Here is a 25,250-nt window from a genome sequence, read left to right as displayed (position 1 = left end):
ATCTGGCTTTTTAGTGCTATCTTTAGGCGATCAAGTAATTAATAATTTTAATCACCAAATATAACAGTATTACGAGTTGTTACCACGGTTGCCGCCGTTTGGACGACCTTGACCACGGCTGTCAGAACGACCTGCTGGGCGACCTTGGCTGCCACTTGGACGACCGCGACCAGTTGCAGCGCGCTCACCACGTGGAACGCCAGTGCTATCACCGCGGCTAGGGCCACCAGTGCGCTTGCCTTGATAAGGCTTGCCACCTGAACGCTCATTTGGCTTACCAGATGAATCACGTGGCTTACCTTGATAGCCGCTGTCATTGCTAGCGCGTTGACCAGTTGATGAGCTGTCGCTTGAACGACCACGAGCATTAGCAGGATTACCTTGATAGCCACCGCTTGAACGACCACGGCCTTGACCATTACCACCACCGTTAGAGCGACCACGACCACGGCCACGACCATTACCTTTGTTTTCGCTAGGTACGTATGTTTTCTTAGGCTCCATGCCTTCGATGATACATACTTCCATTTTGCGATCTAAATAACGGTTGATAGCGTTTAGCTGTGGACGGTCATCCATGCTACATAAGCTGATAGCGATACCAGTACGACCAGCACGACCACAACGACCGATACGATGGACGTAATCTTCAGTTTGGCGTGGCAAGTCATAGTTGATAACGTGCGAGATTGCTGGGATGTCTAGACCACGAGCAGCAACGTCAGTCGCTACTAGGATTTTAACTTTACCATTACGCAAGTCTTGAACGATACGGTTACGCTTGCTTTGTGGCAAGTCACCATGTAGGAAGCTTGCTTTATGACCTGCTTCTTGTAGCTGTTTGGCCAGTTTTTCAGTGCTACGTTTGGTAGCAGCAAAGATAATGATCTGTTCCATATCTTGCTGGCAAACGATTTTGTCAAGTAAACGGTTTTTGTGATCGAAATCATCACAGTAGTACACTTTTTCTTCGATGTGTGCAGATTCTACTTTGATTGATACACGCTCAGGGTTCTTAGTGAAACTGGCAGCGATTTTACCTACTGGGCCATCCCAAGTTGCAGAACACATGATCGTTTGACGATCAATTGGTGCGGCACGAAGGATGTCACTGATGTCATCAGCAAAACCCATGTCTAGCATACGGTCAGCTTCATCAAGGACCAAAATTTCTAGGCTTGATAAGTCAACACGACCAGCATTGATATGGTCAAGTAGACGACCTGGGGTCGCAACGATAACTTGAACGCCTTTTTTCAACGCAGTGATCTGACCATTGTATGGTGCGCCGCCAACTAAAGGTACGCAGAATAGACCACGCATATCTTTAGAATAAGTACGTACGCTATCATGTACTTGCTGAGCAAGTTCACGCGTTGGCGTTAAGATAAGGGCTTTAGTTAGTTTATCAAAGCTAGTGGCACGGCTTAAACGGTCAAGTACAGGGATAACGAATGCCGCTGTTTTACCACTACCGGTTTGCGCAGACAATAGTAAGTCACGACCTGCTAGAGCAAAAGGAATCGCTTGTGCTTGAATAGGTGTTGGATTGGTATAACCACTGCGATCAAGCGCGGTCAAAATCGGCTTGGCAATGTCTAGTTCAGCAAAGGTAATTTGATCTTCATCAGTCGCGTCAGTAGTAGCCGCTTGATTATTAGTATCAGTATTTGGAGTGTCAGTGTTTTCGATGATGCCGTTTTCAGCGGCGATTGCAGATAAAATATCAGTCATGAGAATCCTTGGTAAGTATAAGTTGCTGTAAATTCAGCAAGCTTGATGCATACCACTGATAACCGTTCACCACGCTGCCTTTATTAAAGAATTACCGGACCACATGTAAGTGTCGATAATCAGAAGCCAAGCCAATAAAGCTTAGAGCCTCTACAATAAATGCGTTCGTGCTGTCTGACGTATTTTGGTGGTAGTGCCGAGTGTCTCATCCTTGTTTGATATAAGCGTATTATTAATGCTTTGTCCAAAGCAAATAATCGCGAATAACAACCAATTTAAACCACATTTATGGTTCGGTAGATAAGATATGAGTCAAAAATAACTGCTATTTTCATGACAGGTTATTCAAGTACACAAAATCATCGGCAACAATTACTTATGGTCATCCTAGACCCAAAATCGCAGGCGATGTTATCAATCTCATAATTCACGAAAGCCTAAGCTAACGTGGCGACGCAGTATAGCACAATAAAATATTATATGTAGCTATTTATTAAATTTCTCGGTAAATAAAGCAAAATTACTTATAGATGTACGCATTCAATATGCTGAGTAATAAGACAATCAGCAGTATTATTGGCGGCTATCGCACCATTTTAACTTCAGTGACATACGTCGGCAGCTGCCACGCACCGCCCGCTTCAATCATACGGCAAAGTCCTGTGGTACTTTCATGGCTTTTTTCAAATGCCTTACCTGTCCATACCCAATCAGTCTTGGTTAAACAATCACCAATGCCGCGACCTTTTTGTACGGAAGTGATTTTACCCTTATCATAGCCAGTGGCGTTGGTGGTTACCAATGTCGGTTTATAAGGTTTACTGTCATTGATGACCCAGATACCTGCACCAGTATTATAAGCACCTGTCCAGCAATCGTGTTGTGCCAACAGCTGTGAGCTATTCAGTCGGCTCACACGCCATGGTGATTTGTCTGATAGATTGGGACAGTCGCTATCCGCATCTTTCATTGTACTCTTCATCAGCGCCGCTAGCTGCGACGATTTCATCACAAACTTTCTATTGTCACTAGCGACGGCTTTCGGATTGGGCGCCACAAAGCGAAGTTTTGGTGCTGACTTGGGTGACAATACAGTGCTATTTGATTTGGCGGCACCATCAGTATTGATAAAGGCAGATGACGTCCCTACTCGACCTTGGGCTTCATCTGCTTTGAGCATGACGGCGCTAGCCCCTTTATCAGACAGTTGCCAGCGTGAGTTACGTAGCACTAGCTCAATTTTGCTTGACTTAGTCAGTGCTTCTAGTAGCGCTGTGACTTGTGTTGGGGTCAGGTCAGCATTACCTGCTGCAGTTGAAAAAGGCTTGGTTTCGCCATAGTCTCTACCATTGATGAACAATGATATACGATGACGATTGCCAAGTTGCATCAAGGCTTTAGATGAGCTTTCTTTAGCACCGCCCAGCTTTACCTTGCCATCCACACCAGCATTTGCACCTGCACGGCGTATGAGCAATACCGATATAGGAAATTCGCTATTGTTTTCTGCTTGATAGCCTGCCAGCCGGCACGTACGGGTATTGTCGCAGACTACCTGCCAGTCTTGATTGGTAAATTCAACGCCATTGCTGGCCATCGTCGCTGTACTAAATAAAGCTGCGCTGATAGCCGCAAACATAGGTAATCGTATTTTATTTTTTATCATCAATAAGAGTATCTTTTTTATTTTTTTAGGATGGGTGGTTAAGTTGGCTTTGTATTGCAATATTGAGTATCGATCAGCATCTATCTGTTGATCGTTATAAATGGCGCTGAGTTTGGTATTGATAACTTTTAATTCGCTAGCCATCGCCTGTCGTGAGAAGTTGATCCGTTTACGGTTATCATCCTTCATAATCATTATCCATCAATATAGTCAATCTTATTTCAATCAGATATTCTGTCTGATTTACTCAGTCTATTATAATAAGTGGCTCTATTCGCCTTGCTGATATCCCAATAATATTAAACCAATCAAATAAGCACTATAAATACCCGCTCATTAAGGTGTTATATGCTTGAGGTACTCAAGCTATCTTAACGTACTAAGGTTTCTATCTGTTGTACTAATGTATCATTGTGTAAACAGGTAAGTATATCTCTATTTTAATATAACCATATATGAATATAGAATAGCAAGATGTCGGATAAAATCAAGGCTGATAAGCAAATAGCCTATCAGCCTTGATTTTATTAATGCGTCTGTTATCGATAGGTTTAGTCAATAGGCTTTAATGACAGGTCTACGGCACGCTTAACGGCTGGACGTTCAGCAATTGCCTGTGCCCAGCGCTTCACATGCTTGTAGTCATCAACTTGTAGGAACTCGGCGGCATCATAGAGCTTTCCAAGCACCAATTGTCCATACCATGCCCAAATAATCATATCCGCAATATTATAATCGGCTTCGTTGTTACCACACATATATGTGCTGTCTTTTAGGTGGGTATCCAGCACATCGAGCTGGCGTTTGGTTTCCATGGTATAGCGGTTGATCGGGTACTCTAGCGGTTCAGGCGCATAAGCATAAAAATGTCCGAAACCGCCACCTAAGAACGGCGCACTGCCCATCTGCCACATGACCCAAGACAAACACTCTGCCCGTGCTTTGCCAAGTGATAAAGGCATAAATTGGTCAAATTTTTCTGCCAGATACATCAAGATAGCACCAGACTCGAAAAGCGCTATCGGCTCGCCAGCTATATCGGCAGAATGATCAACCAAGGCTGGAATTTTTGAGTTAGGGTTTATTGCTACAAAGCCAGAACCAAACTGCTCTCCTTGAGAGATATCAATTTTATAGGCATCATATTCAGCACCTTTAACACCAATCTCGGCAAGCTCTTCTAACAGGATATTAACCTTGACGCCATTTGGCGTATTCAATGAGTACAGCTGTAATGGCGCATCGCCTACTGGCAGCGCTTTCTCATAGCGCGCACCCGCTGTTGGGCGATTGATACTGGCAAACTTACCACCGTTTTCTTTGTCCTGCGTCCAAACCTTTGGCGGGACATATTTATCGTTTTGCCCATCGGTATGATTGCAAGCTTTGTTATTTTCCTGACTCATAATATATCCTCAGTTTATCTTTATCGTATTGTTGATGCTTCTACTTATATCGTCGGTAGTCAATTCCATCTCATATGATTGAGATGAGATTGGCTGTATTGCTTATCTATTGGCTTAAGTCGTTAGCGAGGGTTTACTATAACGATAACCAACCCTGATATTAAAGCCCTCTCTTGTAAGCAGTGTTAATATTATTACCTCTAAGCACAGAATTTTATAACCTCAACCGCCAGCCGTTACTTTGATTCCCTTTTATTATGATTGAGTCTTTCTTATACTACTCGGTTGGTATAGCGAATTAGTCGTCAATAGACTATTTTGTTCATTTTATGATGGGATATCTAATGAGATTTACATGGTAACGCTAACCCCGACACAAGATAAATACTTGCCCTATGTGCTAGCGGTGGCGCTATTTATGCAAATTTTGGATGCCACTATACTAAATACCTCATTACCGCAGATGGCACAGGCGCTGGGTGAGTCTCCATTAAAAATGCAGTGGGCGGTGATCAGTTATGCGCTAACTTTGGCCATATTTATTCCCATCAGTGGTTTTTTGGCGGATAAATACGGCACGCGCCGAGTATTTTTGGCAGCGATTATTATCTTTTGTATTGGCTCACTACTATGTGCTGCGTCACCAACGTTGGATTTTTTGATTGGTTCACGGGTTATACAAGGTATTGGCGGGGCGATGATGACGCCTGTGGCTCGCTTAATATTGGTCAAATCCTACCCACGCAATAAGCTGCTGACCGTCATGAACTTTGCGGTAATTCCTGCTTTGGTAGCACCGCTAGTAGGACCGGTCTTAGGTGGCTATATCGTACAATATACCAGTTGGCATTGGATATTTTTGATCAATATACCGATGGGCATTTTTGGTTTTATCATGGGCAAAAAACTGGTTCCCGCACTATTTGAGGATACCAAGCGGCTTGATTGGACAGGATTTTTATTGTTTGCCGCCGCTGCTTGTGGGTTTACGCTTGCTGTAGAGTTCGGCTCACAGACTGGTCGAGGGTTTTATGGGTTGCTGCTTAGTTTGGTGGCCAGTTTATTGATCGGCGCTTATATCTGGCACGCCAAGCGTCGTCAAGCACCGTTGTTCCCCTTGAGTTTGTTTGACATTCGCACCTTTCGTATTGGCATCACTGGTAACCTATTCACGCGCTTAGGTATTAGCGCTGTACCGTTTTTGCTGCCGCTGTTGCTGCAAGTGGTGTTTGAATATTCACCATCGCAGGCAGGTTGGCTACTCGCGCCCATCGCAGTCGGTGCTATCGGGATTAAACCCTGGGTCAGTAAAATTATTCAGCGTTATACTTATCGCAAAGTGCTGGTCTTCAACACGTTTTTGATGGGCACTCTCATCATTGTGTTGGCACAGTTTACCGATGCCTCACAGTGGTTATGGTTTATCCCTATTTTGACCATAATGGGCGCTTGTAATTCTATGCAATTCAGCGCGATGAATACGATTACTATCGGTGATTTAGAAGGCGCTCAAACCAGTAGCGGCAATAGCTTGATGGCGGTCAATCAGCAGTTAGCGATTAGTTTCGGTATTGCTTTTGGGGCAGCGGTACTGACGCTGTTACGTGAGCGCCTACAAATGGATACGCTGACAGCGTTTCAAACCACCTATTGGATACTTGGGGTCTTGACCATTCTCTCGGGGCTGTACTTCTTACGACTTAAGCCCGAAGATGGGCGCGGCTTATACTGAGCCGCTGATATTTAGATTTTGAATAAAGAGTTTGAAAAAATATTGATTAAGCGTTGCTTTTGTCAGCAGTGCTGATAGCACGCGTTGTCAAATATGAGACATAAAAATGCCAACATGTAAGTGATTATAAACCACAAGACACGCTGGCATTTTTAGAGCACAGTACGGCTCATTGCATCAATAATGAACCATTAAGGCGCGTCATCATCCATTTGTGATTGGATATAGCGCTCAACCCCAACGCTTTCGATCAAGTCTTCTTGAGTCTCTAACCAGTCTTGATACTCTTCATTACCATCTTTTAGCGTCACCAATAGCTGGCGTGACACATAGTCAGACTTTGTTTCACATAGAGTAATAGCATCGGTAATGATCTCGAACTTTTGTTTTTCTAAGCGCAAATTGCATTCGATAATCTCTGGCACATCTTCACCGATGAACATCTTGCCGTAATCTTGCAAATTTGGTAAACCGCCTAGCAATAAAATTCGGGCAATCAGCTCATCAGACCATTTCATCTCAGCGATGGATTGTTTGTAGAAACTCTCATTAAGGGCTTCTAATCCCCAATGGCGCGCAATGCGCGCATGTAAAAAGTACTGGTTGATGGCAATCAATGACTGTCCGAGCACTTTATTTAAAGCGCGAATAACCTCTTTATCCCCTTTCATTATCTCTCTCCCTTTCATGTCGTTATTTATGCTAAATACTATGGTTATTGTTCATATCTTCGTGACATTAAACAAGATTGGGAGTGACTTCAGCCATTTGGCTTTGCAGATAATTGGGCAGACTGATCATCTCAATTAAGCGCAACTGTTGCTCAAGCCAATGCGCATGATCTTCTTCAGTGTCTTTTAGTTGTTCTACCAACATCTCACGCGTGACATAATCGCGCTCTGCTTCACAAAGAGCAATACCGTCTTTTAAGTGCTGTTGTACTTGATACTCTAGCTCAAGGTCAAGTTGCAGCATTTCAGGAACTGTCGCGCCGATATTGATGGCATTGACCGTCATTTTCGGTGTGCCGCTCAACATTAGGATACGGCGAATAATAGATTGGGCATGTAGCGTCTCATCTGCCATCTCATGATGGATACGGTCGTACAATTTACCATAATGCCACTCAGCATACATTTCTGAGTGAATAAAATACTGGTCACGGGCAGCAAGCTCACCGCCTAACAAAAAATTCAAATAATCAATGACTTTTGGGCTACCTATCATAACCTATACTCCCCTATTTATATTTTACAGATCACCATACATTCATAATTATCCATATAAGGATAGTACTATTGGTAAACTGATCAGTAAAGATCAAAATCAACAAAACGTCTTACAACGTGAGACAGATATAGTAGCATATAGGCTCTATACAGCTTGTAATGTTATGAACTAAGAATAAGATGCTAATTGAGAATCATAATTAACTAGCTTTAGTAGTCACTGGTTTATCACAATAATGGCTGCTAATGATGCTCAATATCATTGTAGTAGGTGTATAGGTAAAGTTATATGGACGCTCGCAACTTACCCTTTATGTATAATGACCAAAGGATAAGTGCGGAATATTGAATGTATGTGATATCGAGGCGTACTAGTGATATTGGTGTAATGAGGTGATGAACAGCTGGGTAGTAAATCTCTGGTTTGATAACGCTTAAACAGCGTAAGCCAAGACATCGAGTCTCGCATGATACTCATCTAGGTAATCGTTAACCATCGGTTCGCAGCAGCCACAGCAAGTCGCAACATCGAGGGTATCTTTTAGACCGTCAAGGGTATCGATACCTGAAGCAATGGCTGCTTTGATTTGCTTTTCTTTTACGTCATTACAGATGCATACGTACATGGTCTGGCTCCTCTGAATACCGCTATTCGGTAACTGCTTTTATTGCTCATAAATTTAGTGCATTGATGATAAAAATGGTGAATAGAGTGTTTGTCTTGATATTCACGGTCATTTTTATGGCTTGATATATAATAACGATAACTATTATCATTTGCAATAGCATTTGATATATTATTGGTATAAAAGTACAGTCATGAAAGTAGAGTTATATTGCACGCAGTTAATTGATGTAAGTGAATATAAGCGTGCGTGTAACCGAATATGATGAAAGGTAGTAAATTAACGACGAACTGTAATTTAGCCCATTTTTTAATCGATTTTGTAGATAACTGCTGTTATATTGAACCCCTATTAACAAAGCCCAATTGGAATTGTTCTATGTCTGATAATAATTTTACGATACGACCTATCGAGTTATTTAAAGTCTTATCTGACCCGACGCGCTTAAAAATATTTCAAATTCTATTTAACAAAGAATCGCGCTGTGTTGGTGAGTTAGTAGAAATACTAGATCAACCACAGCCAACGATATCGCGTCATCTGAACCATTTAAAGAAACTCGGTATTTTAAGCTGTGTTCGCGACGGTACGTGGATGTGGTATGAAGTCGCTGACGACTTGCCAGAATGGTGCCAAGAGATTTTGGATATTACTTATAAACAAATATCTAGCAAAGATATCGATATGTCCAAGCCTGCTGAGATATGATGACTATCTAGCATTATTGCTATCAACATTTGATCTCAATAACGCTAGATACCAAATGAAATTGAGACCTGCTTTAACCCATAAAAAAAGACCTATTTATTGTAGGTCTTTTTTTATGGGTGATAATAGAAGAACTGCACCAAATTTTACTATGCCAAATCTAAAAAATCACTGATAAACGCATTGGCTGGCTGGTGTATCAGCTCCTCCGATGTGCCTACCTGCTCTACCCGCCCTTGATTCATGACCACGATCTCATCTGAGACGGCGCGGGCTTCTTCTTGATCGTGAGTAACCATGATACTGGTAATACCAAGCTCATGATGGATGTTCTTTAGCCACGTGCGCAGCTCTTTACGTACCTTGGCATCGAGTGCGCCAAAAGGCTCATCGAGCAACAATAACTTCGGCTTCACTGCTAAGGCACGAGCCAGCGCAATCCGTTGACGCTGACCACCAGAGAGTTGATGCGGATAAGCATTGGCCACTTGTGGTAACTGCACCAAGTCTAATAGCTCAGCAACGCGCTTATTGATATCTGCCTTACTTGGCCGCTCATTCTTTGGTAACAAGGTCAGTCCAAAGGCGACATTATCGGCGATATTTTTATGACGAAACAATGCGTAATGCTGAAACATAAAGCCAATATGGCGCTTTTGTACTGGCGTATTGGTCACATCCATCTCATCAAAAAATATTTGCCCTGAGTCAGCATATTCTAAGCCGGCGATAATGCGTAGCAACGTCGTTTTGCCACAGCCTGATGGTCCCAGCAAAGTGGTCAGCTTGCCAGTCGGCACGGTGATATTGATATTATCTAAGGCGGTAAACTGACCGAATTTTTTATTAACGTTGCGAATCTCGATGCTCATAATGGGTTCTCTTATTATATCTTTGGTATCGTGGCAGATTTTTTAGTTACCGCCTTTACATTATTAAATTAAATCTAATGCCAGCCCTTGTGCAGACCAAGTGTAGATAATTTTGCTTATCATTTATCCGAACTTTCAGTGGTTGTTGCATCAGTAGTATTGGTAGCCTTAGTAGCGTTGGCACTTACCAGTAACTCAGGCACACTTGCCAGCCGTTCGGACTTGGCAAATTTGCGCTCTTGTAGCTTAGTCATGACTTGTTGAATAAGCAACGTCACGAGCGCCAGCGCGGCAAGTAGACTTGATAAGGCAAAAGCGGCGGTAAAGTTATAATCATTGTAAGCAATCTCAACCAGTAGTGGCATGGTATTGGTCTCGCCGCGAATATGACCAGATACCACACTCACTGCCCCAAACTCACCCATTGCCCGCGCATTGGTCAAAATTAAACCATAAAGTAGTGCCCATTTGATATTGGGTAATGTCACATGCCAAAACGTCTGCCAACCAGTTGCGCCCAAGGTCAATGCCGCTTGCTCTTCAGAGTCGCCTTGCGTCTGCATCAGCGGTATCAGCTCACGTGCTACAAAGGGAAAGGTGACAAATAAAGTAGCGAGCACGATCCCTGGAACCGCATAAATAACTTGGAATCCCATGCTCTCAAGCCAGCCGCCAATGGTGGAATTGAGTCCGAATAGTAAAACAAACATCAAACCTGCAACGACGGGTGATACTGAAAATGGCAGATCAAGCAAAGTGGTGACCAGCTGCTTACCTTTAAACTGATAGCGCGTTACTAACCATGCGATTGCGATACCCATCACCATATTGATGGGTAAGACGATAGCCGCGGTAATTAACGTCAGTTTAATGGCTTGTAAGGCTTCTGGATCAACCAGCGAGGCAATATACAACTGCCAGCCACCTTTAAAAGCTTCATAGAACACAGCCAGCAACGGAATGACCAACATGATGACCATAAATAGCACTGCGATGACGATAAAGGTAAGGCGTATCCATGGCGTATCTTTAGTCGCTGCGTTGCTCTGGTAGTCGTAGCTATTAGATATTTGCATTAGCGAGCTCCTACACGGCGCGACAGTTTCCACTGCATGATGTTAATGGTCAATAAGATCACAAATGAGATCAGTAGCATAAATAATGCAACTGCAGAAGCCCCTTGAACATCAAACTGCTCTAGTTTACTAATGATAATGAGCGGTAAAATCTCTGATTGCATGGGAATATTGCCAGCGATAAAGATAACCGAACCGTACTCGCCAGTGGCACGAGCAAACATCATCCCTGCACCCATGAGTAAAGCGGGCAACAGCTCTGGCAAAATTACTTTGCGAAACGTCGTCAAGCGATTGGCACCCAATACCGCGGCTGCCTCTTCAAATTCAACCGATAGCTCAGCGAGTACAGGCTGTACCGCACGGACAATAAAGGGAAAACTGACCACAACCAAGGCGAGCCAAATACCTATAGGTGTAAAGGCGACCTGAATGCCAAATTTATCAAACCACTGTCCAATCAAACCATTAGGGGCATAAAGGGTCGCAAGCGAAATGCCTGTGACCGCCGTTGGTAATGCAAATGGTAAATCAACTAGCGCATTAATCAACGACTTACCCCAGAACTCGTAGCGTACGAGCACCCAAGCGACCAATGTGCCAAACACCATATTGGTGAGCATCGCTAAAAACGACATCCATAAGCTTAGCTTGATAGCAGCAGTGACTTGCGGTTGACTAATCGTCTCCCAGAATCCAGTCCAACCCATCTGAGTCGTGGTGTAGGCCATCATGGCAAACGGTAATACCACCAATAGCGACAAGCTAAAGACCGTGATACCCATGCTCAGGCCGAACCCTGGCAGCACATTGCGTTGGCGCAAACGTGTTAACCACCCTTTTTTTGCAGGGGCTTTGCTGGCAGGAGATGTTTTTGCACTCATAATGATGTCCTATTGCCTAACCAATCGTACTTAGCGATGATTACTATTTATTGTTATTGCTTCACGTGGGTTTTCACTATTGATACTTAAAAAGAGCACTTAACAGAAAGCATTTAACGATGATGTCGTCCATAAAACCATGCTATCAGGTAGTTATTAGTGTGCTTACGGTATAAAGGACATAGCGTATATGACCATGTCCTTTATGAGGTTCTGCATGACTAATGGTGTGACTGGCTGCATTTGCTAGCGCAGTAGCTTCTCTTATGCACTTAGCAAGTGATTACTGCGGTGCGTTAATGGCTAGCTGGTCGAATACACCGCCATCACTGAAGTAAGTACCCATGATTTCATCCCACGTGCCAAAGGCATCATTTGGACGGAAGGTTTCGATCGGTGGTAATTTATCACCATTTTTATCAAGGACGCTTTTGACGCTAGGACGCAAGTATAGATTGGCTGCTAGCTGCTGAGCAGGCTCGCTCCATAAGTAGTCAAGATAAGCCTTTGCAGCATCCGTTGTGCCTTTTTTATCTGTCACTGACTTGACAATCGCAACAGGGCTTTCTGATTTAATAGAGTACTTAGGATAAACGATGTCTACTTTACCAGCACCGAAATCAGTGGCAGCAAGGTTGGCTTCATTTTCAAAAGTCACTAGGACATCACCGATACCACGTTGAACGAATGTAGTGGTCGCGGCGCGCCCGCCATTCTCATAAACTTTGACGTTTTTAAGCATGTCTTTCACGTAGTTTTTGGCACTGGTCTCGTTTTTATCAAAAGCGTGCAAGCCATAACCATAAGCGCCCAAGAATGCATAACGACCATTACCCGTCACTTTTGGATTGGCCATGACAATCTCAACGCCTTCTTTGGTCAAGTCTTCCCAGTCATTGATGCCTTTTGGATTATCTTTACGGACTAAGAATACGATGGTGCTGGTAAAAGGAACGGCATTGTCTGGGAATTTGCTTTCCCAATCTGACTCAACCAAACCTTTTTTCTCAAGCAGCTCAATATCAGAGCCTTGGTTCATGGTAGCGACATCTGCTTGCAGACCATTGGCAACTGACAGCGCTTGTTTGCTTGAGCCACCATGTGACTGCTTGATTAGAATATTGCTGTTTGGATTTTCCGCTTTATAATGCTCAACGAATAATGGGTTGTAGTCTTTATAAAAGTCACGTGCCACATCATAAGAGACGTTCAGTAGCTCAATATTTTGACCTTCTGTGGCAGCTGTGCCATCTGTATTAGCAGTCGTTTCTGTCTCGCTATTGCTACAGCCAACCAGCCCCAAGGTTAATGCAACGCCTGCAATGCTCAAGACGTTACGTTTTTTACTTTTTTGTTGATATTGCAAAGCGTATGTCATAAATCCCTCAAAGGTATCTGTTAAGTAATGCAAGTATGCTAACAGTGCCATCTTATTATGTTTAATGATGAATATGCGTATGTTATTGCCAAAATGGAATAACAAAGGGATAAATACAAGGTTATCAATCACTTAAATAATATCGTTAATACATAACGCTGACACCCTACTAACTACCCGCTCTGGCTCATACAAATTGAGCACTTTGAGTATGTATCAGGCCATTGACAATCTCTTGACAAACGGCTCCCTACTTCACTCTTGCCAGCTGATCAAAACGCCCACCATCGACAAAGAAAGTGCTCATAATCTGCTCCCAAGAACCAAACACTGCTACCGGCTCAAAAGTCTCAACATCAGGCAAGGTTGCTTTGTGAGCTGCCAGCACTTGTGGGTTACTTGGACGCATATACATCTGTGCCATGAGCTCTTGTGCTGGGGTGTCCCATAAGCCTTTTAAGTAAGCATTCGCCGCTGCCGTCTTGCCGTCCTTGTCAGTGACGGCTGTTACGACCGCCACTGGGTTAGCAATCACAATAGAATAGCTTGGGTATACAATGTCAACTTTACCCTTTGCAAATTGCTGGGCGGCTAAATGCGCTTCATTTTCAGTCGTGATGAGCACATCCCCCAGCCCGCGCTGAGTAAAGCTGGTTGTTGCGGCGCGGGCACCATTGTCATAAGTGACCACGTTTGCCAGTAGTTTTTTGATAAAATCATCCGTTTTGGCAGGACTTTGTACCGTTTCTTTAAATTGATGTAATCCGTAACCATAGGCACCCAAAAACGCATAACGCGCGGTGCCACTGGTTTTCGGGTTTGGTATCACCACGTCGATATCGTTACGCGCCAAGTCCGACCAGTCTTTGATGTTTTTGGGGTTACCATCGTGCACCAATAGCACCATGGTACTGGTATAAGGCACCGCATTGTTCGGGAACGCTTGCTGCCAGTCAGCTGTGACCAAGCCTTTTTTAACCAACAGATTCATATCACTTTCTTGGTTTAAAGTGACTACATCTGCTTGCAGACCATTGGCAACCGATAATGCTTGTTTGCTTGAGCCACCATGTGATTGGTTGATATTGACCTGACTGTCTGAATGCTTTTGCTGATAATCTGTGCTAAATAAAGCGTTATAATCTTTATAAAAATCGCGTGATACATCATAAGAGACATTTAATAAACTGATATTTTTTGCATCACCCGTTGCGTTCGAGCCGTCTTGTTGAGTGGCTTCGGTAGGATTACAGCCTGTCATTAGCATGGCAAACGCCAGTACGCTACCAACTTTAACACTGATATTGGCGAGCGGCGTTGGCGTCTCTTTATCCTTAATAAGGGTATGGAGGTTAGCAAAATGATGCTTTTGAGATATTTGCTGAATACTTTTGTTATCTGGTTGCATGGGTGCTCTCGATAATGTTGATAGAAGCGTTTTCCACAGCATTAACAATCTTATTAATGCTCATAATTCTTTGGATGCGGTTCTATGGATAATGAGAAATATGCTAACAGCATGAGAGTCAAATGCTTAGTGACAAATGCGCTTATCGAGTGGTTAACTTGGCATAAGTCATTTTATTAATTATTTTACAAGGCTTATTTTTTCTAAGTATTTTGCGCTATAGTGATGAGCAGACACTTTTGAGTAAGTAATGGTATTGCTTACTATATAGACGAGCCTTTATGTAAACGATACTATCTCTAATATCCTTACAGCCACGCTGTTAGGCGTTGCGTTTAGATAACGACCATTCCTCTTAATCACTCCTTTATCAAAGGTACTTAAATGATCATGTCTCCACCTCGTCACTCACGCTTTTTTTCGGTATTTTTCACCACATCGGCGGCTCTGTTTGCCTTAAGTGGCTGTAATAACGTGACACCTAGCGTGAATCACCAAGCTATAAAACAACCGATAGCCGATGTCATGCCAGCTGTGCAAGCAGTCGTTGGAGATTATGCTGATGAAGGTTATGAAAAGCGCGCGCAAGGCTATGATTGGGTTGGCGTCATGGTACGGGCGGAGAGTGATCAGCAAATCAACATAAAGGTTCGCGCCCGTAGCGATATTAAAAAGCCCAGTTGCCAGTTTGATGGCAAGGCGACATTAATGGGTCAAGATGACGCGCACGGCATTATTTTCCAAAGCAAAGTCAATGACAGTACGGCATTCTTTCAATTTAAGGATGATAAGCTGACTATTGATAGTCAAGATAAATACGCGCTTAACTACTTCTGCTCTGGCGGTGGCACATTGGTTGGTGAGTATCAAAAGCTGACAACAGATTTAGAGATTTAATAGATAACGAACGCTAGCTTAGATAACAGGCGTTGAAAACCAGTATCAAAAAAAGGTGTCAGACTTATCATCTGACACCTTTTTTTTGATACTGGTTTGTATGCTGATAATCTTGGTTTACACCGCAGAGGCACCAACCAATTTTACTTCAGCACGTTCCTCTCTTGCGATACCAGCATAATAATCACGCAAAATTTGTAATACTTCTGGACGGCTAAAGTTGTCTGGTACTTCTTCATCTTCTGATAACGCTTTACGCAGCTTGGTACCTGATACTTTAACGTGTTCAGACGCTTCATGCGGGCAAGTCTTATCTGATGCCATGGCATTACAAGCATTACACCAGAACGTCCAGCCAATTTTTAGTGGTTGAGTGATAAGGTCATCTTTCCCAACCTGTTCAAAAATCGTTTGTGCATCAAATGCCCCATAATAATCGCCGACACCAGCATGGTCACGACCAACAATCAAGTGGCTACAGCCATAGTTTTGACGGAATACGGCATGCAATAATGCCTCGCGTGGACCGGCATAACGCATATCTAGCGGATAACCGGCTTGAATAACGGTGTCTTGTCTAAAGTAATTATCAATCAAGGTTTTGATGGCTTCTTGACGGACGTCGGCTGGGATATCACCAGGTTTGAGTGCCCCTAGCAATGAATGAATCAATACGCCATCACAGATCTCAATTGCAATTTTTGCCAAATACTCATGTGAGCGGTGCATTGGATTACGCGTTTGAAATGCCGCAACCGTTTTCCAACTCTTAGCGTCCAAAATAGCGCGGGTTTCTGCTGGCGTTTTGTAGATTTCTGGATATAACGTTGGGAACTCGCCTTCGCTCAATACCTCGACACTACCTGCGATATTGACTTCGCCTTGCTCTAAAACTTGTTGTACGCCCGGATGTTCTGGGTCTGTTGTGGTGAATACTTGCTGACACTCATGCTTTTTATCGATGGTATAGGTTTCTTCTACCGTCAAGATACCCATGATTTCGCCGTCTTGAGCAACCAAGGCTACTTTATCGCCTTGACTCAAACCATTTGCAGTCGCTTTTGGTGCAGACAAGGTGATCGGAATTGGCCAGAACAAGCCTGCATTGTCACCACTTTGTAAACGCATATCATCAACCACACCCTGCCAGTCTGCTTGATTCATAAAGCCATGCAACGGCGTAAAGCCGCCAATACCGAACATGATTAAATCACCACGCTCACGTGAGCTTAGAGTAATGGTCGGCAATGTGCTAGCAAGTTTTAATGCTTCTTTTCGTGCATCACCTTGTAATAGTAATGGCTTAAGCTCAGTGCTGCCATGCGGCGGAACAAGTTTTGATGGTTGCTTAGAGGTGATAGGTGTCATATTGATTTATAACCTTTATGGGTAGTGATAAATTTGATAAGCATAGGCTACCTAACTTTCGTTATGAAAATTTATGCTGTGTTTGGATATACATATGTCTTAAAGGAATTTATGTTTATAGACGCAAGCTTATATGATGTGACTCTGCATGGTTTACCTTGCGACTGGCAATAAGACCGATTACACACGCAAATCATTTTCGTCACTGCTTTTAAGACTAAAAACAAAATTGAGATTACGTCATGTATCAATATAATTACGCTGACCAAACCTTGGTAGAAGAAAGAGTCGCTCAGTTTCGCGACCAAACCGAACGGTTTTTGGCAGGTGAGCTGCCAGAAGAGCAATTTTTGCCGCTGCGCTTGCAAAACGGCCTTTATATTCAGCGTTATGCACCGATGTTGCGTATCGCCATTCCTTACGGGCTACTTGCCAGCTACCAATTGCGAAAATTGGCTGAAATTACTCGTAAATATGACAAAGGTTATGGGCACTTCACTACCCGTACCAATATCCAGCTGAATTGGCCAAAGCTAGAAGACGTGCCAGATATTTTGGCAGAGCTGGCATCAGTACAGATGCACTCGATCCAAACCTCGGGCAACTGTATTCGTAACACAACCACCGATCCATATGCTGGTATTCATAAAGAAGAAATCGCTGACCCACGTCCCTATTGTGAGATTATTCGTCAGTGGTCAACCTTCCATCCTGAGTTTGCTTTTTTGCCGCGTAAATTTAAGATTGCTGTCATCGGTACCAATGATGACCGCGCGGCAACCCAAGTACATGATGTCGGTCTGCATATCAAAACCAACGATGAGGGCGAGATTGGTTTTGAAGTATTGGTCGGTGGTGGTCTAGGACGTATTCCTGTTCTTGGTAAAGTCATCAATAAGTTCTTGCCGCGTCAGCATCTGCTTAGCTATTTAGACGCCATCTTGCGTGTCTATAACTTGCATGGTCGCCGTGATAAAGGCAGTAAATACCGATCACGCATTAAGATATTGGTTGAGAGCATGGGCGGCCCTGCCTTTGCCAAATTGGTCAATGCTGAGTGGGAAGCTCATACCAAAGATGGTTCGCTTACCTTAACTGATGAGAACTTTGCGACGGCGAGCAGCTTTTTTAGTGAGCCTGACTATCTGTCGTTTGATGCGCTACAAGTACAGTCTGAGCTACAACAGCAATTAAATGCTGATAAAGATTTTGCCAATTGGTACAACCAAAACACGGTAGCGCATAAAGTCGCTGGTTATCGTGCGGTCGTTATTTCGCTCAAAGCAGGCTTGGTCGATGGCAAATATGTGCCCTCTGGTGATGTCAGCGAGTCGCAGATGGATGCACTGGCTGATCTGTCTGACAAATACAGCTTTGGTGAGCTGCGTGGTACTTATCAACAGAATCTGGTATTCGCTGATGTGCAAACCAACACTCTCTATGAATTGTGGCAGCAGCTAGCAGAGTTGCATTTAGCACGCGCTAATATCAATACCCTAACAGATATGATTGTCTGCCCAGGTTGGGACTACTGCTCGCTTGCTAATGCGACGACACACAACATCGCTGAACAGATCGAAAAACAGTTCGATGATTTGGACTACCTGTATGATTTGGGTGAGATTCGCTTAAACATGTCTGGTTGTATCAATGCTTGTGCGCACCATCATACAGGTGACATTGGCATCTTGGGTGTGGATAAAAAAGGTGAGCATTGGTATCAGATCAGCATTGGCGGCAATTCCAGTGACGATGCCAAACTTGGCAAAATCTTAGGTAAGTCTGTCCCTGCTCTTGAGGTTGCCAATACCATACAGCAGATCGTCGATGTCTATGTAGACTTGCGAGCCAGTACCGACAATGATGTCGAAAGCTTTGGTCAATTGGTTGAGCGCGTTGGTATTGATCCATTTAAGGAGAAGGTCTATGGCTAATCACCATATTTTGGACAGTCATGGCGTAGATATCGGCAGCCAAGATACATGGCATGTGCTCACTACGGACGCGCTACCAGAGAGTATTGTATCAACAAACATTACGTTGCTTGAGTTGCTACAAAGGCAAGAAAAGCCCGATGTGATTGTACCGCTCGCTGATTTATTGGATAACTCAGGCGTGCAGGTCGGTGGTCTGGTTAAAGAGATTTATGAGCTGATTGTACAGCACAGTAGCCGCCTTGGATTGTGGGTGACGGCTGACACCGATGCTGATGCGTTAGAAGGTCTTAGTGAGTTCTTATCAACGCAGGCGCTTATCGTGATTGATGTACCGAAATTCGCTGATGGTCGCAATTTTAGCTTTGCACGTACCCTACGCCAAATTGGCTACCAAGGTGAGATTCGGGTGGCTGGCGCGTTTGGCCGTGATCAAATCGCATATCTACTGCGCATGGGTGTTGATAGCTTTGTATTGAGCGAGCATGACATGCAGCCAGACTCTAAATTCGGTATTGAGCAAGCATTTACTGCCCTTGCCAGTAGTTATGATGGACAAAGTGCTTCGGATTTACCGATGTTTGCTAAACCGTCAGAACCCTCAATCGCCTAGCTTTAACACTGATCATAAATTTTAATTTTTAATCGACACTTTTATATTAACAACCATTAAGGAAGGTATTATGAGCCAATTACATCCAAGTTTAGACCTCGACCAAGCCAACCAAGCATTGCAAGGCAAGTCGCCTGAGCAAATCGTTGAGTGGGCATTAAGCCAAGCGAAAAACCCAATCATCACGACTAACTTCCGCCCATACGAGTCAGCGATTCTGCATTTGGTGGCCAAGCAGCGCCCTGACATCACCGTATTGTGGGTAGACTCAGGCTACAATACTGATGCCACTTATCAATTTGCCAATAAAGTCATCCGTGATTTAAACTTAAACGTCATCACTTATATTCCTAAGCAAACAGCGGCGTATCGTGACGCGACCATGAACGGCATCCCAGGTATCGACAACCCACAGCATGATGAATTCACTGACCAAGTAAAACTGGAACCCTTCCGCCGTGCGCTAGATGAGTTAAAGCCAGATGTTTGGTTCAATGCCATTCGTAAAGATCAAACCGAATTCCGCCAAGGTCTTGATGTACTTAGCCTATCAAAAGATGGCGTGTTAAAAGTAGCACCATTGTTTGAAAACACTGACGCCGATTTAGATGTTTATCTCGAAGAGCATAACTTACCGAATGAATTTGATTACTTTGATCCGACGAAAGTAGAAGAAAGCCGTGAGTGTGGTTTGCACACGCAACTTTAGGTATTTCGTAGTTTTACGATAAAAACACTTCTTAGATATAAGAGGTGTTTTTTTATTGTCATAGTAGATTCAATATCTCAGTCCCACAAAATTTGAATCTATAATCCAAGCGCTACCGCCAAAACAATGAGGACACACTTAAGTATCAAAATTATCGAGCTAACTGCCAACCGCCTTTCTCATCTCTTTTACCCATGACTGCCAAAACCAACACTAGACTTAACATCAGTAATAAGTACCAAGAGCCCAGCTTACCCCAACCTACCATATGCCATACATTTGCTTGTGATGGATAACGCCAAATATTGGTAAAAGTAGCAATATTTTCTGCCAACCAAACCAAAAAAGCGAGGAACAACAGTAATGGTAAAAATGGACATTGATATTGCTTGGTATCACGCAATTGAAGATTATTTTTGTGATGGATTTGAAAAAACACTCTGGTTTTCCAAAATAAAATTATCGAAGCGATGAACAATATATTGCGAATATCAGGGACAAAAAACTTAGTGAAGAAGTTGGCATAAGAAAAAATAACCAATAAACTCACCCATAGTAAACGTGGTAAGTCGGTAAAAGAGGCATTAAACAATCTTAAGCCACGCGCTAAAAAACTACCTACTGCCGAATACATAAATCCGGCAAAAAGTGGCACAGTGGCAACTCTAAAAATGGATGGTTCAGGATAATACCAAGAACCAATTTTGGGATGGGTTAAAAACAGCTCCATTGCCATGGCCATGATATGAAAAATAGCAATGACCCATACCTCACGCGGCGTTTCTAATTTGAAATAAACCAAAAAAACCTGAATAATCAAAGCATAAGCCAATAACAGATCATAGCGATAGATACCAGAAATTGACCAACTTATTTGATGAGTCAGTACAAAAGCCAATAATAAAAGTATGCCAAACAAAGCAGACGCTAAACTTAGCGCGGCGCCACGCGGAATAATGTTCAACACCTTAGTTTAGCACTACAATCATATTGACTACCGTTTATTGCTTTAACAGCTCGCTTAATACGCTATGGTGAACCATGACATACATCTTCCTCTTCCTCACAATAGCTTATTATGTAAAGTATTCATTAGAGGCCGCCAAACTATAGCAAATACTCCGCTTAATAGACAATTTTCTATAGTTTTTGAATATCTCTATCTGTATAAAGAAGTCAGCATTTGAATAATTAACGTTTCTTGAACGTTTTATTGTCTAACATTGCGGTATTCTATAGCTTGCCTTAGTGGCTGCTCGGCATTAAACCGATGCTATAAAGCCACATCATGGACAAAGTTACTCATCCTTTTTTATTTCCTTATAGGCACTCGCGCTCATCAATATGGATATTTATTATGTCTTTTATAAAAAAAATCGATTCACTCTATGAAAAACTGCACGATAAGCTACCAACGGTAGGCAAGACCGCCTCTTTTTTAACTGGTACGAGTGTTCTTACTGCCAATAGTGCGATGGTGGGTCTGCCCATCTGGACTTTGGGAGCGGCAAAAGTATTGACGGGAGCAAAAGCTGCGGATGATGCGCTGATTGCGATTACCAAATACTGGATTAATAGTAATAACGCCGTCATTGATCATGCCCTGCCTCACAAAGACTGGCGCATTAACCTGCCTGACGACCTGAGCGAAGACAAGCAGTATCTATTGGTAAGCAACCATCAATCATGGGTTGATACCAGCATTGTGCAATATATCAGCCAAGATACCCTGCCTTTGACACGGTTTTTTACCAAGTTTAATCTGATTTATATCCCTGTCATCGGTCAAGCCTTTTATTTCTTAGACTTTCCGATGATGAAGCGCTTTTCTGCCAAAGCGATGGCCAAGAATCCAGAACTTAAAAAACAAAACTTGCTTGAGGCTAAGCGGGCATGTCGTCAATTAAAGGACAAACCTTTCGCGCTATTAAACTATTTGGAAGGTACGCGCTTTACTAAAGAAAAACATGACCAACAAAAATCCCCTTATCAGCATTTGTTAAAACCACGGGCTGGCGGTTTGTCATTAGCAATTAATGCGTTAGGCAATGAGTTGGATTCTATCTTGGACGTGACCATTGTCTACCCAGACGGCGCGCCTGACTATGATGATTTATGGAAAGGTAATATTCGCCGTTTGGGCGTCGATGTGACTCGCTTAAAGATACCAGATGAATTATTTTCTGCCATCATGGACGGCGGCTATGACCGTGATGAAACCACCAAAAAAATGATGTTTGATTGGTTAGAGGATATTTGGCAACAGAAAGATGCCCGTATGACTAAGATGCTGAGTGAGTTTGAATAGGTTCTTGTACGTGGTCAAATCTCTTTATTGCTAATAGCCAATGCAAAAATCTAATTTAAATGACAGCCACAAGCTTTGACGTAAGCCTGTGGCTTTTTTAGTTCTGTATTTCACGACTCACCTATTCCCTTTTACATCAAAAACCCTCACTAACATGACAAAAACGAATATGCTAATGCCAATTCGCTACGTGAGCGTATGCCTGTGATACATCATAATAGCGACATACCTTACATTGAATGAATTACAGGTAATCCTATGAACACCTTTCCCCTATTTTTTAAATTAGAAGGTCGCAAAGCACTGATTGTTGGCGGTGGCGATGTGGCGCTACGTAAAGCGGATTTGCTCAGCCGTGCTGGCGCGCGCATCACTGTTCTTGCGCCAAATATCAGCGACGAAATACAAGCCTTGCTCAGTGACAGTAAGCATGAGCTGATTTATGAGAATTATAATAAAACTTATATGACAGGCGCACGCGTTATCATTGCTGCCACTGACGATGAGACACTTAACCATCAAATACATGCTGATGCGACGGCATTAAATATCCCTGTAAACGTCGTCGATACGCCGCATTTATGCGATTTTATCTTCCCTGCGATTGTTGATCGCAATCCAATCGTGATTGGCATATCGTCAAACGGCAAAGCGCCAGTGTTGGCACGTCTATTACGCGCTCGCCTCGAAACCTTGATTCCACAAGGCTATGGTAAATTGGCAAAGCTTGCTGGTGATTTTCGTAGCGAAGTGAAAACTAAAATACCTACGCTGACAGGACGCAGGCAGTTTTGGGAAAAGGCATTTGAAGGTCCAGTCAGTCAGCTGATGTTTGCTGGTAATGAAGCTGAAGCGGCGGCACAATTACAAGCCGATTTAGATAAAACAGCATCAATTATCACTGAAAAACATACAGAGAATGATATATCCACAGAACCTCAAACCCTACAAAATAATGTAGGCGAAGTCTATATCGTTGGTGCAGGCCCAGGTGACCCAGAGTTGCTAACGTTTAAAGCGCTGCGTTTGATGCAACAAGCAGATATCGTCTACTATGATGCGCTCGTCTCACCGCAAGTATTAGACCTATGCCGCCGTGATGCTGATAAAGTGTTTGTTGGCAAAAAACGAAGCAATCATGCAGTAGCGCAATTAGGCATTAATGAGTTGTTGATCAATAGCGCAAAAGAGGGTCGCCGTGTGGTGCGTTTAAAGGGCGGTGATCCCTTCATCTTTGGCCGTGGCGGCGAAGAAATTGAGAGTTTGCGTGCGTACAGTATCCCGTATCAAGTCGTACCTGGTATTACCGCTGCCAATGCCGCCGCAAGCTATGCTGGCATTCCGCTGACCCATCGTGACCATTCGCAGTCGGTACGTTTTGTCACCGGATTTTTAAAGGCTGGCGCGCCCAATAATAACTTTAAGAGCTTTTTGAATACGGATGAAACAGTCGTATTTTATATGGGGTTGCATTCGCTGGCGCGTTTGACGACAGGCTTGATTGATGCAGGGCGCAGTAGTGATACCCCGATTGCCATTGTCTCCAATGCCAGTATGCCCAATCAGCAAGTATTAACGGGAACGCTTGCCGACATTGTTGAGTTGCAAGAAAAAAACCAGCTACCCACGCCAGCCTTGCTCATTATGGGTGATGTCGTCGCACTCCATCATGATTTGGCTTGGTATAATTTGCAAAATCAGCAGAAAAACAACAATAGTGACGCTACAGCTAGTAACTGGCTACGTGGTGGCACAGCGGCTACATCAAAGGCAGATCATACCAGCCAGCAAGCCCATGCGTTATCTATGGTGGCTAATTTGGCAACGGCTGATGATGGTTTGGAGCAGTTAGTGATTGGTTGAAGTATGATTTTCAATTTCTCAAAAGCCCTGCCAGTAGATCAGCAGGGCTTTTAAGTATAACGCTATTGACCTTTTATGAGCTATTCGTTTTTAACAATTAATATTTGGTCTTTTGTTTCTCGATGACTTTTATTAGCGTGCTACGAATTGATGATGCGTCAGCAGGCGGATTGCTAATAGGTGTATTCTTGATGAGCAAAGTGTATTCATAATTAGGTTCAAAATCAAAACCTTCTATACCACTATATCGATACTCCCAGTCGGCGTTAGCTTGTTCAGCAGGCTTAGTCAGTAAACATGATTGCGGCGCAACACCGACACAGTCTACTTGATGGTCAGCAATGATGATTTTACGTAAAACATAAGGCATCGCATGGACAGTAATGTGGTGCTTACTATCTACCCCTGATTGTGATGTTGATTGCTCTCCCATCACTTCAACATAATCGCCTATGGTTAATTTCTGCATTTGATGGGCGTTTTTCTGAGCAAAGTTAGCTTTACTGATTTCCGCGGTATACGTCTGTCCATCTTGAGCGACGATAGTGACTTTTTGCTGCTCTCTGTCTTGCGAGATGACCTCAGTCACTTGACCAATGATTGCGTCAGAATGACTAGGTTTAATCGAATGGACAAACGCGGTGCTATCTTTTATTTGACTCACACTGGTTTTATTATTCATATTTGCTTGCTCATAACTGCTACAAGCAGCCAAAGAGGAAGTGGCAATTAAAGCCAATGTGCATAATCTGATAAACGACATAACATAACCTTATATTAATAATGGCTTGGATGTTACTAAATATGGACCTTTTCTAGTACCATTTATTTGTTACTTA

General features: G+C 43.2%; 21 protein-coding genes and 1 pseudogene. 8 read left to right on the top strand and 14 right to left on the bottom strand.

Annotation, left to right across the window (positions count from 1 at the left end; genetic code table 11):
- Nucleotides 1-69: 69 nt before the first annotated feature.
- The 3 genes from JMW64_RS07285 to yghU all read right to left on the bottom strand — a co-directional run bounded on the left by JMW64_RS07285 (nucleotide 70) and on the right by yghU (nucleotide 4,806).
- Nucleotides 70-1,734, bottom strand: coding sequence for a DEAD/DEAH box helicase (locus JMW64_RS07285; protein ID WP_201553837.1), 1,665 nt, complete (start codon nucleotides 1,732-1,734; stop codon nucleotides 70-72).
- Nucleotides 1,735-2,317: 583 nt separating this feature from the next.
- The gene (locus JMW64_RS07280; protein ID WP_227694115.1) at nucleotides 2,318-3,589 is read right to left on the bottom strand and encodes a DUF1176 domain-containing protein; all 1,272 of its coding nucleotides are present in this window, start codon (nucleotides 3,587-3,589) and stop codon (nucleotides 2,318-2,320) included.
- A gap of 362 nt (nucleotides 3,590-3,951) precedes the next feature.
- On the bottom strand, nucleotides 3,952-4,806 hold the full coding sequence (gene yghU, locus JMW64_RS07275; RefSeq protein ID WP_045447313.1) for a glutathione-dependent disulfide-bond oxidoreductase: 855 nt from the start codon (nucleotides 4,804-4,806) through the stop codon (nucleotides 3,952-3,954).
- A 355-nt stretch (nucleotides 4,807-5,161) separates the two neighbouring features.
- Between yghU and JMW64_RS07270 the strand changes: the two genes are divergently transcribed.
- Nucleotides 5,162-6,538: a DHA2 family efflux MFS transporter permease subunit gene (locus tag JMW64_RS07270; protein WP_198329923.1), complete on the top strand. Its 1,377-nt coding sequence runs from the start codon at nucleotides 5,162-5,164 to the stop codon at nucleotides 6,536-6,538.
- Between the two features lie 191 nt (nucleotides 6,539-6,729).
- On the opposite strand, the gene bfr (JMW64_RS07265) is transcribed toward JMW64_RS07270, so the two are convergent.
- The 3 genes from bfr (JMW64_RS07265) to JMW64_RS07255 form a co-directional block, all read right to left on the bottom strand.
- On the bottom strand, nucleotides 6,730-7,209 hold the full coding sequence (gene bfr / locus JMW64_RS07265) for a bacterioferritin (RefSeq protein ID WP_201553836.1): 480 nt from the start codon (nucleotides 7,207-7,209) through the stop codon (nucleotides 6,730-6,732).
- 67 nt (nucleotides 7,210-7,276) lie between these two features.
- Nucleotides 7,277-7,765 carry a bacterioferritin gene (gene bfr / locus JMW64_RS07260; protein ID WP_045447320.1) on the bottom strand — a complete coding sequence of 163 codons (489 nt, stop codon included), beginning with the start codon at nucleotides 7,763-7,765 and terminating at the stop codon, nucleotides 7,277-7,279.
- A gap of 436 nt (nucleotides 7,766-8,201) precedes the next feature.
- On the bottom strand, nucleotides 8,202-8,393 hold the full coding sequence (locus JMW64_RS07255) for a (2Fe-2S)-binding protein (RefSeq protein ID WP_198329921.1): 192 nt from the start codon (nucleotides 8,391-8,393) through the stop codon (nucleotides 8,202-8,204).
- Between the two features lie 378 nt (nucleotides 8,394-8,771).
- Between JMW64_RS07255 and JMW64_RS07250 the strand changes: the two genes are divergently transcribed.
- Nucleotides 8,772-9,101: an ArsR/SmtB family transcription factor gene (locus JMW64_RS07250; protein ID WP_045456178.1), complete on the top strand. Its 330-nt coding sequence runs from the start codon at nucleotides 8,772-8,774 to the stop codon at nucleotides 9,099-9,101.
- A 152-nt stretch (nucleotides 9,102-9,253) separates the two neighbouring features.
- Here JMW64_RS07250 and JMW64_RS07245 read toward each other — a convergent pair.
- From JMW64_RS07245 to JMW64_RS07225, 5 genes and pseudogenes are all read right to left on the bottom strand, one after another.
- A pseudogene (locus tag JMW64_RS07245) lies at nucleotides 9,254-9,973 on the bottom strand (sulfate/molybdate ABC transporter ATP-binding protein); the annotation flags it as partial.
- A gap of 119 nt (nucleotides 9,974-10,092) precedes the next feature.
- Nucleotides 10,093-11,049, bottom strand: a complete 957-nt coding sequence (cysW, locus tag JMW64_RS07240) for a sulfate ABC transporter permease subunit CysW (RefSeq protein WP_198329919.1) — start codon at nucleotides 11,047-11,049, stop codon at nucleotides 10,093-10,095.
- Nucleotides 11,049-11,933: a sulfate ABC transporter permease subunit CysT gene (gene cysT / locus JMW64_RS07235; protein ID WP_198329918.1), complete on the bottom strand. Its 885-nt coding sequence runs from the start codon at nucleotides 11,931-11,933 to the stop codon at nucleotides 11,049-11,051. The genes cysW and cysT overlap by 1 nt, the downstream gene beginning before the upstream one ends.
- Before the next feature lie 283 nt (nucleotides 11,934-12,216).
- Nucleotides 12,217-13,311 carry a sulfate ABC transporter substrate-binding protein gene (locus JMW64_RS07230; protein ID WP_201553834.1) on the bottom strand — a complete coding sequence of 365 codons (1,095 nt, stop codon included), beginning with the start codon at nucleotides 13,309-13,311 and terminating at the stop codon, nucleotides 12,217-12,219.
- 250 nt (nucleotides 13,312-13,561) lie between these two features.
- Nucleotides 13,562-14,719, bottom strand: a complete 1,158-nt coding sequence (locus JMW64_RS07225; RefSeq protein ID WP_265089804.1) for a sulfate ABC transporter substrate-binding protein — start codon at nucleotides 14,717-14,719, stop codon at nucleotides 13,562-13,564.
- A gap of 390 nt (nucleotides 14,720-15,109) precedes the next feature.
- Here JMW64_RS07225 and JMW64_RS07220 point away from each other — a divergent pair, with 390 nt between their 5' ends.
- Nucleotides 15,110-15,616 (top strand): hypothetical protein, encoded by a 507-nt coding sequence (locus JMW64_RS07220; protein ID WP_227676745.1) that lies wholly within the window; start codon nucleotides 15,110-15,112, stop codon nucleotides 15,614-15,616.
- A 117-nt stretch (nucleotides 15,617-15,733) separates the two neighbouring features.
- Here the strand turns inward: JMW64_RS07220 and sat are convergent, their stop codons facing one another.
- The gene (sat, locus tag JMW64_RS07215; RefSeq protein ID WP_201553833.1) at nucleotides 15,734-16,984 is read right to left on the bottom strand and encodes a sulfate adenylyltransferase; all 1,251 of its coding nucleotides are present in this window, start codon (nucleotides 16,982-16,984) and stop codon (nucleotides 15,734-15,736) included.
- A gap of 242 nt (nucleotides 16,985-17,226) precedes the next feature.
- Between sat and JMW64_RS07210 the strand changes: the two genes are divergently transcribed.
- The 3 genes from JMW64_RS07210 to JMW64_RS07200 all read left to right on the top strand — a co-directional run bounded on the left by JMW64_RS07210 (nucleotide 17,227) and on the right by JMW64_RS07200 (nucleotide 20,240).
- Nucleotides 17,227-18,918, top strand: a complete 1,692-nt coding sequence (locus tag JMW64_RS07210; protein ID WP_201553832.1) for a nitrite/sulfite reductase — start codon at nucleotides 17,227-17,229, stop codon at nucleotides 18,916-18,918.
- Nucleotides 18,911-19,531 carry a DUF934 domain-containing protein gene (locus JMW64_RS07205; RefSeq protein WP_201553831.1) on the top strand — a complete coding sequence of 207 codons (621 nt, stop codon included), beginning with the start codon at nucleotides 18,911-18,913 and terminating at the stop codon, nucleotides 19,529-19,531. Before JMW64_RS07210 ends, JMW64_RS07205 begins: the two co-directional genes overlap by 8 nt.
- Nucleotides 19,532-19,601: 70 nt before the next feature.
- Nucleotides 19,602-20,240, top strand: coding sequence for a phosphoadenosine phosphosulfate reductase domain-containing protein (locus JMW64_RS07200; RefSeq protein WP_055125453.1), 639 nt, complete (start codon nucleotides 19,602-19,604; stop codon nucleotides 20,238-20,240).
- A gap of 151 nt (nucleotides 20,241-20,391) precedes the next feature.
- On the opposite strand, the gene JMW64_RS07195 is transcribed toward JMW64_RS07200, so the two are convergent.
- Nucleotides 20,392-21,207 (bottom strand): DUF817 family protein, encoded by an 816-nt coding sequence (locus JMW64_RS07195; protein WP_201553830.1) that lies wholly within the window; start codon nucleotides 21,205-21,207, stop codon nucleotides 20,392-20,394.
- Between the two features lie 390 nt (nucleotides 21,208-21,597).
- Between JMW64_RS07195 and JMW64_RS07190 the strand changes: the two genes are divergently transcribed.
- Together JMW64_RS07190 and cysG are read left to right on the top strand one after the other, a co-directional pair.
- Entirely contained in the window at nucleotides 21,598-22,548 is a 951-nt protein-coding gene (locus JMW64_RS07190) for an acetyltransferase (RefSeq protein WP_201553829.1), read from the top strand.
- A gap of 258 nt (nucleotides 22,549-22,806) precedes the next feature.
- On the top strand, nucleotides 22,807-24,411 hold the full coding sequence (gene cysG, locus JMW64_RS07185) for a siroheme synthase CysG (RefSeq protein ID WP_201553828.1): 1,605 nt from the start codon (nucleotides 22,807-22,809) through the stop codon (nucleotides 24,409-24,411).
- Nucleotides 24,412-24,508: 97 nt separating this feature from the next.
- Here cysG and JMW64_RS07180 read toward each other — a convergent pair whose 3' ends face one another.
- On the bottom strand, nucleotides 24,509-25,174 hold the full coding sequence (locus JMW64_RS07180) for a DUF4377 domain-containing protein (protein ID WP_201553827.1): 666 nt from the start codon (nucleotides 25,172-25,174) through the stop codon (nucleotides 24,509-24,511).
- Between the last annotated feature and the right edge of the window lie 76 nt (nucleotides 25,175-25,250).

This window comes from Psychrobacter immobilis (assembly GCF_904846065.1).
In the GTDB taxonomy this organism is placed as follows: domain Bacteria; phylum Pseudomonadota; class Gammaproteobacteria; order Pseudomonadales; family Moraxellaceae; genus Psychrobacter; species Psychrobacter immobilis_H.
The sequence above is the reverse complement of the archived record's forward strand: the minus strand, read 5'-3'. Positions and strand labels throughout refer to the sequence as shown.

What these genes read in the sequence shown, in the direction of transcription:
- JMW64_RS07280 (WP_227694115.1), bottom strand. Translation starts at nt 3,589, where the DNA reads ATGAAGGATGATAACCGTAAACGGATCAACTTCTCACGACAGGCGATG.
- bfr (WP_201553836.1), bottom strand. Translation starts at nt 7,209, where the DNA reads ATGAAAGGGGATAAAGAGGTTATTCGCGCTTTAAATAAAGTGCTCGGA.
- cysG (WP_201553828.1), top strand. Translation starts at nt 22,807, where the DNA reads ATGAACACCTTTCCCCTATTTTTTAAATTAGAAGGTCGCAAAGCACTG.
- JMW64_RS07190 (WP_201553829.1), top strand. Translation starts at nt 21,598, where the DNA reads ATGTCTTTTATAAAAAAAATCGATTCACTCTATGAAAAACTGCACGAT.
- sat (WP_201553833.1), bottom strand. Translation starts at nt 16,984, where the DNA reads ATGACACCTATCACCTCTAAGCAACCATCAAAACTTGTTCCGCCGCAT.
- JMW64_RS07210 (WP_201553832.1), top strand. Translation starts at nt 17,227, where the DNA reads ATGTATCAATATAATTACGCTGACCAAACCTTGGTAGAAGAAAGAGTC.
- JMW64_RS07200 (WP_055125453.1), top strand. Translation starts at nt 19,602, where the DNA reads ATGAGCCAATTACATCCAAGTTTAGACCTCGACCAAGCCAACCAAGCA.
- JMW64_RS07250 (WP_045456178.1), top strand. Translation starts at nt 8,772, where the DNA reads ATGTCTGATAATAATTTTACGATACGACCTATCGAGTTATTTAAAGTC.
- yghU (WP_045447313.1), bottom strand. Translation starts at nt 4,806, where the DNA reads ATGAGTCAGGAAAATAACAAAGCTTGCAATCATACCGATGGGCAAAAC.
- JMW64_RS07220 (WP_227676745.1), top strand. Translation starts at nt 15,110, where the DNA reads ATGTCTCCACCTCGTCACTCACGCTTTTTTTCGGTATTTTTCACCACA.
- JMW64_RS07285 (WP_201553837.1), bottom strand. Translation starts at nt 1,734, where the DNA reads ATGACTGATATTTTATCTGCAATCGCCGCTGAAAACGGCATCATCGAA.
- JMW64_RS07270 (WP_198329923.1), top strand. Translation starts at nt 5,162, where the DNA reads ATGGTAACGCTAACCCCGACACAAGATAAATACTTGCCCTATGTGCTA.
- JMW64_RS07230 (WP_201553834.1), bottom strand. Translation starts at nt 13,311, where the DNA reads ATGACATACGCTTTGCAATATCAACAAAAAAGTAAAAAACGTAACGTC.
- cysW (WP_198329919.1), bottom strand. Translation starts at nt 11,049, where the DNA reads ATGCAAATATCTAATAGCTACGACTACCAGAGCAACGCAGCGACTAAA.
- cysT (WP_198329918.1), bottom strand. Translation starts at nt 11,933, where the DNA reads ATGAGTGCAAAAACATCTCCTGCCAGCAAAGCCCCTGCAAAAAAAGGG.
- JMW64_RS07205 (WP_201553831.1), top strand. Translation starts at nt 18,911, where the DNA reads ATGGCTAATCACCATATTTTGGACAGTCATGGCGTAGATATCGGCAGC.
- JMW64_RS07180 (WP_201553827.1), bottom strand. Translation starts at nt 25,174, where the DNA reads ATGTCGTTTATCAGATTATGCACATTGGCTTTAATTGCCACTTCCTCT.
- JMW64_RS07225 (WP_265089804.1), bottom strand. Translation starts at nt 14,719, where the DNA reads ATGCAACCAGATAACAAAAGTATTCAGCAAATATCTCAAAAGCATCAT.
- JMW64_RS07255 (WP_198329921.1), bottom strand. Translation starts at nt 8,393, where the DNA reads ATGTACGTATGCATCTGTAATGACGTAAAAGAAAAGCAAATCAAAGCA.
- bfr (WP_045447320.1), bottom strand. Translation starts at nt 7,765, where the DNA reads ATGATAGGTAGCCCAAAAGTCATTGATTATTTGAATTTTTTGTTAGGC.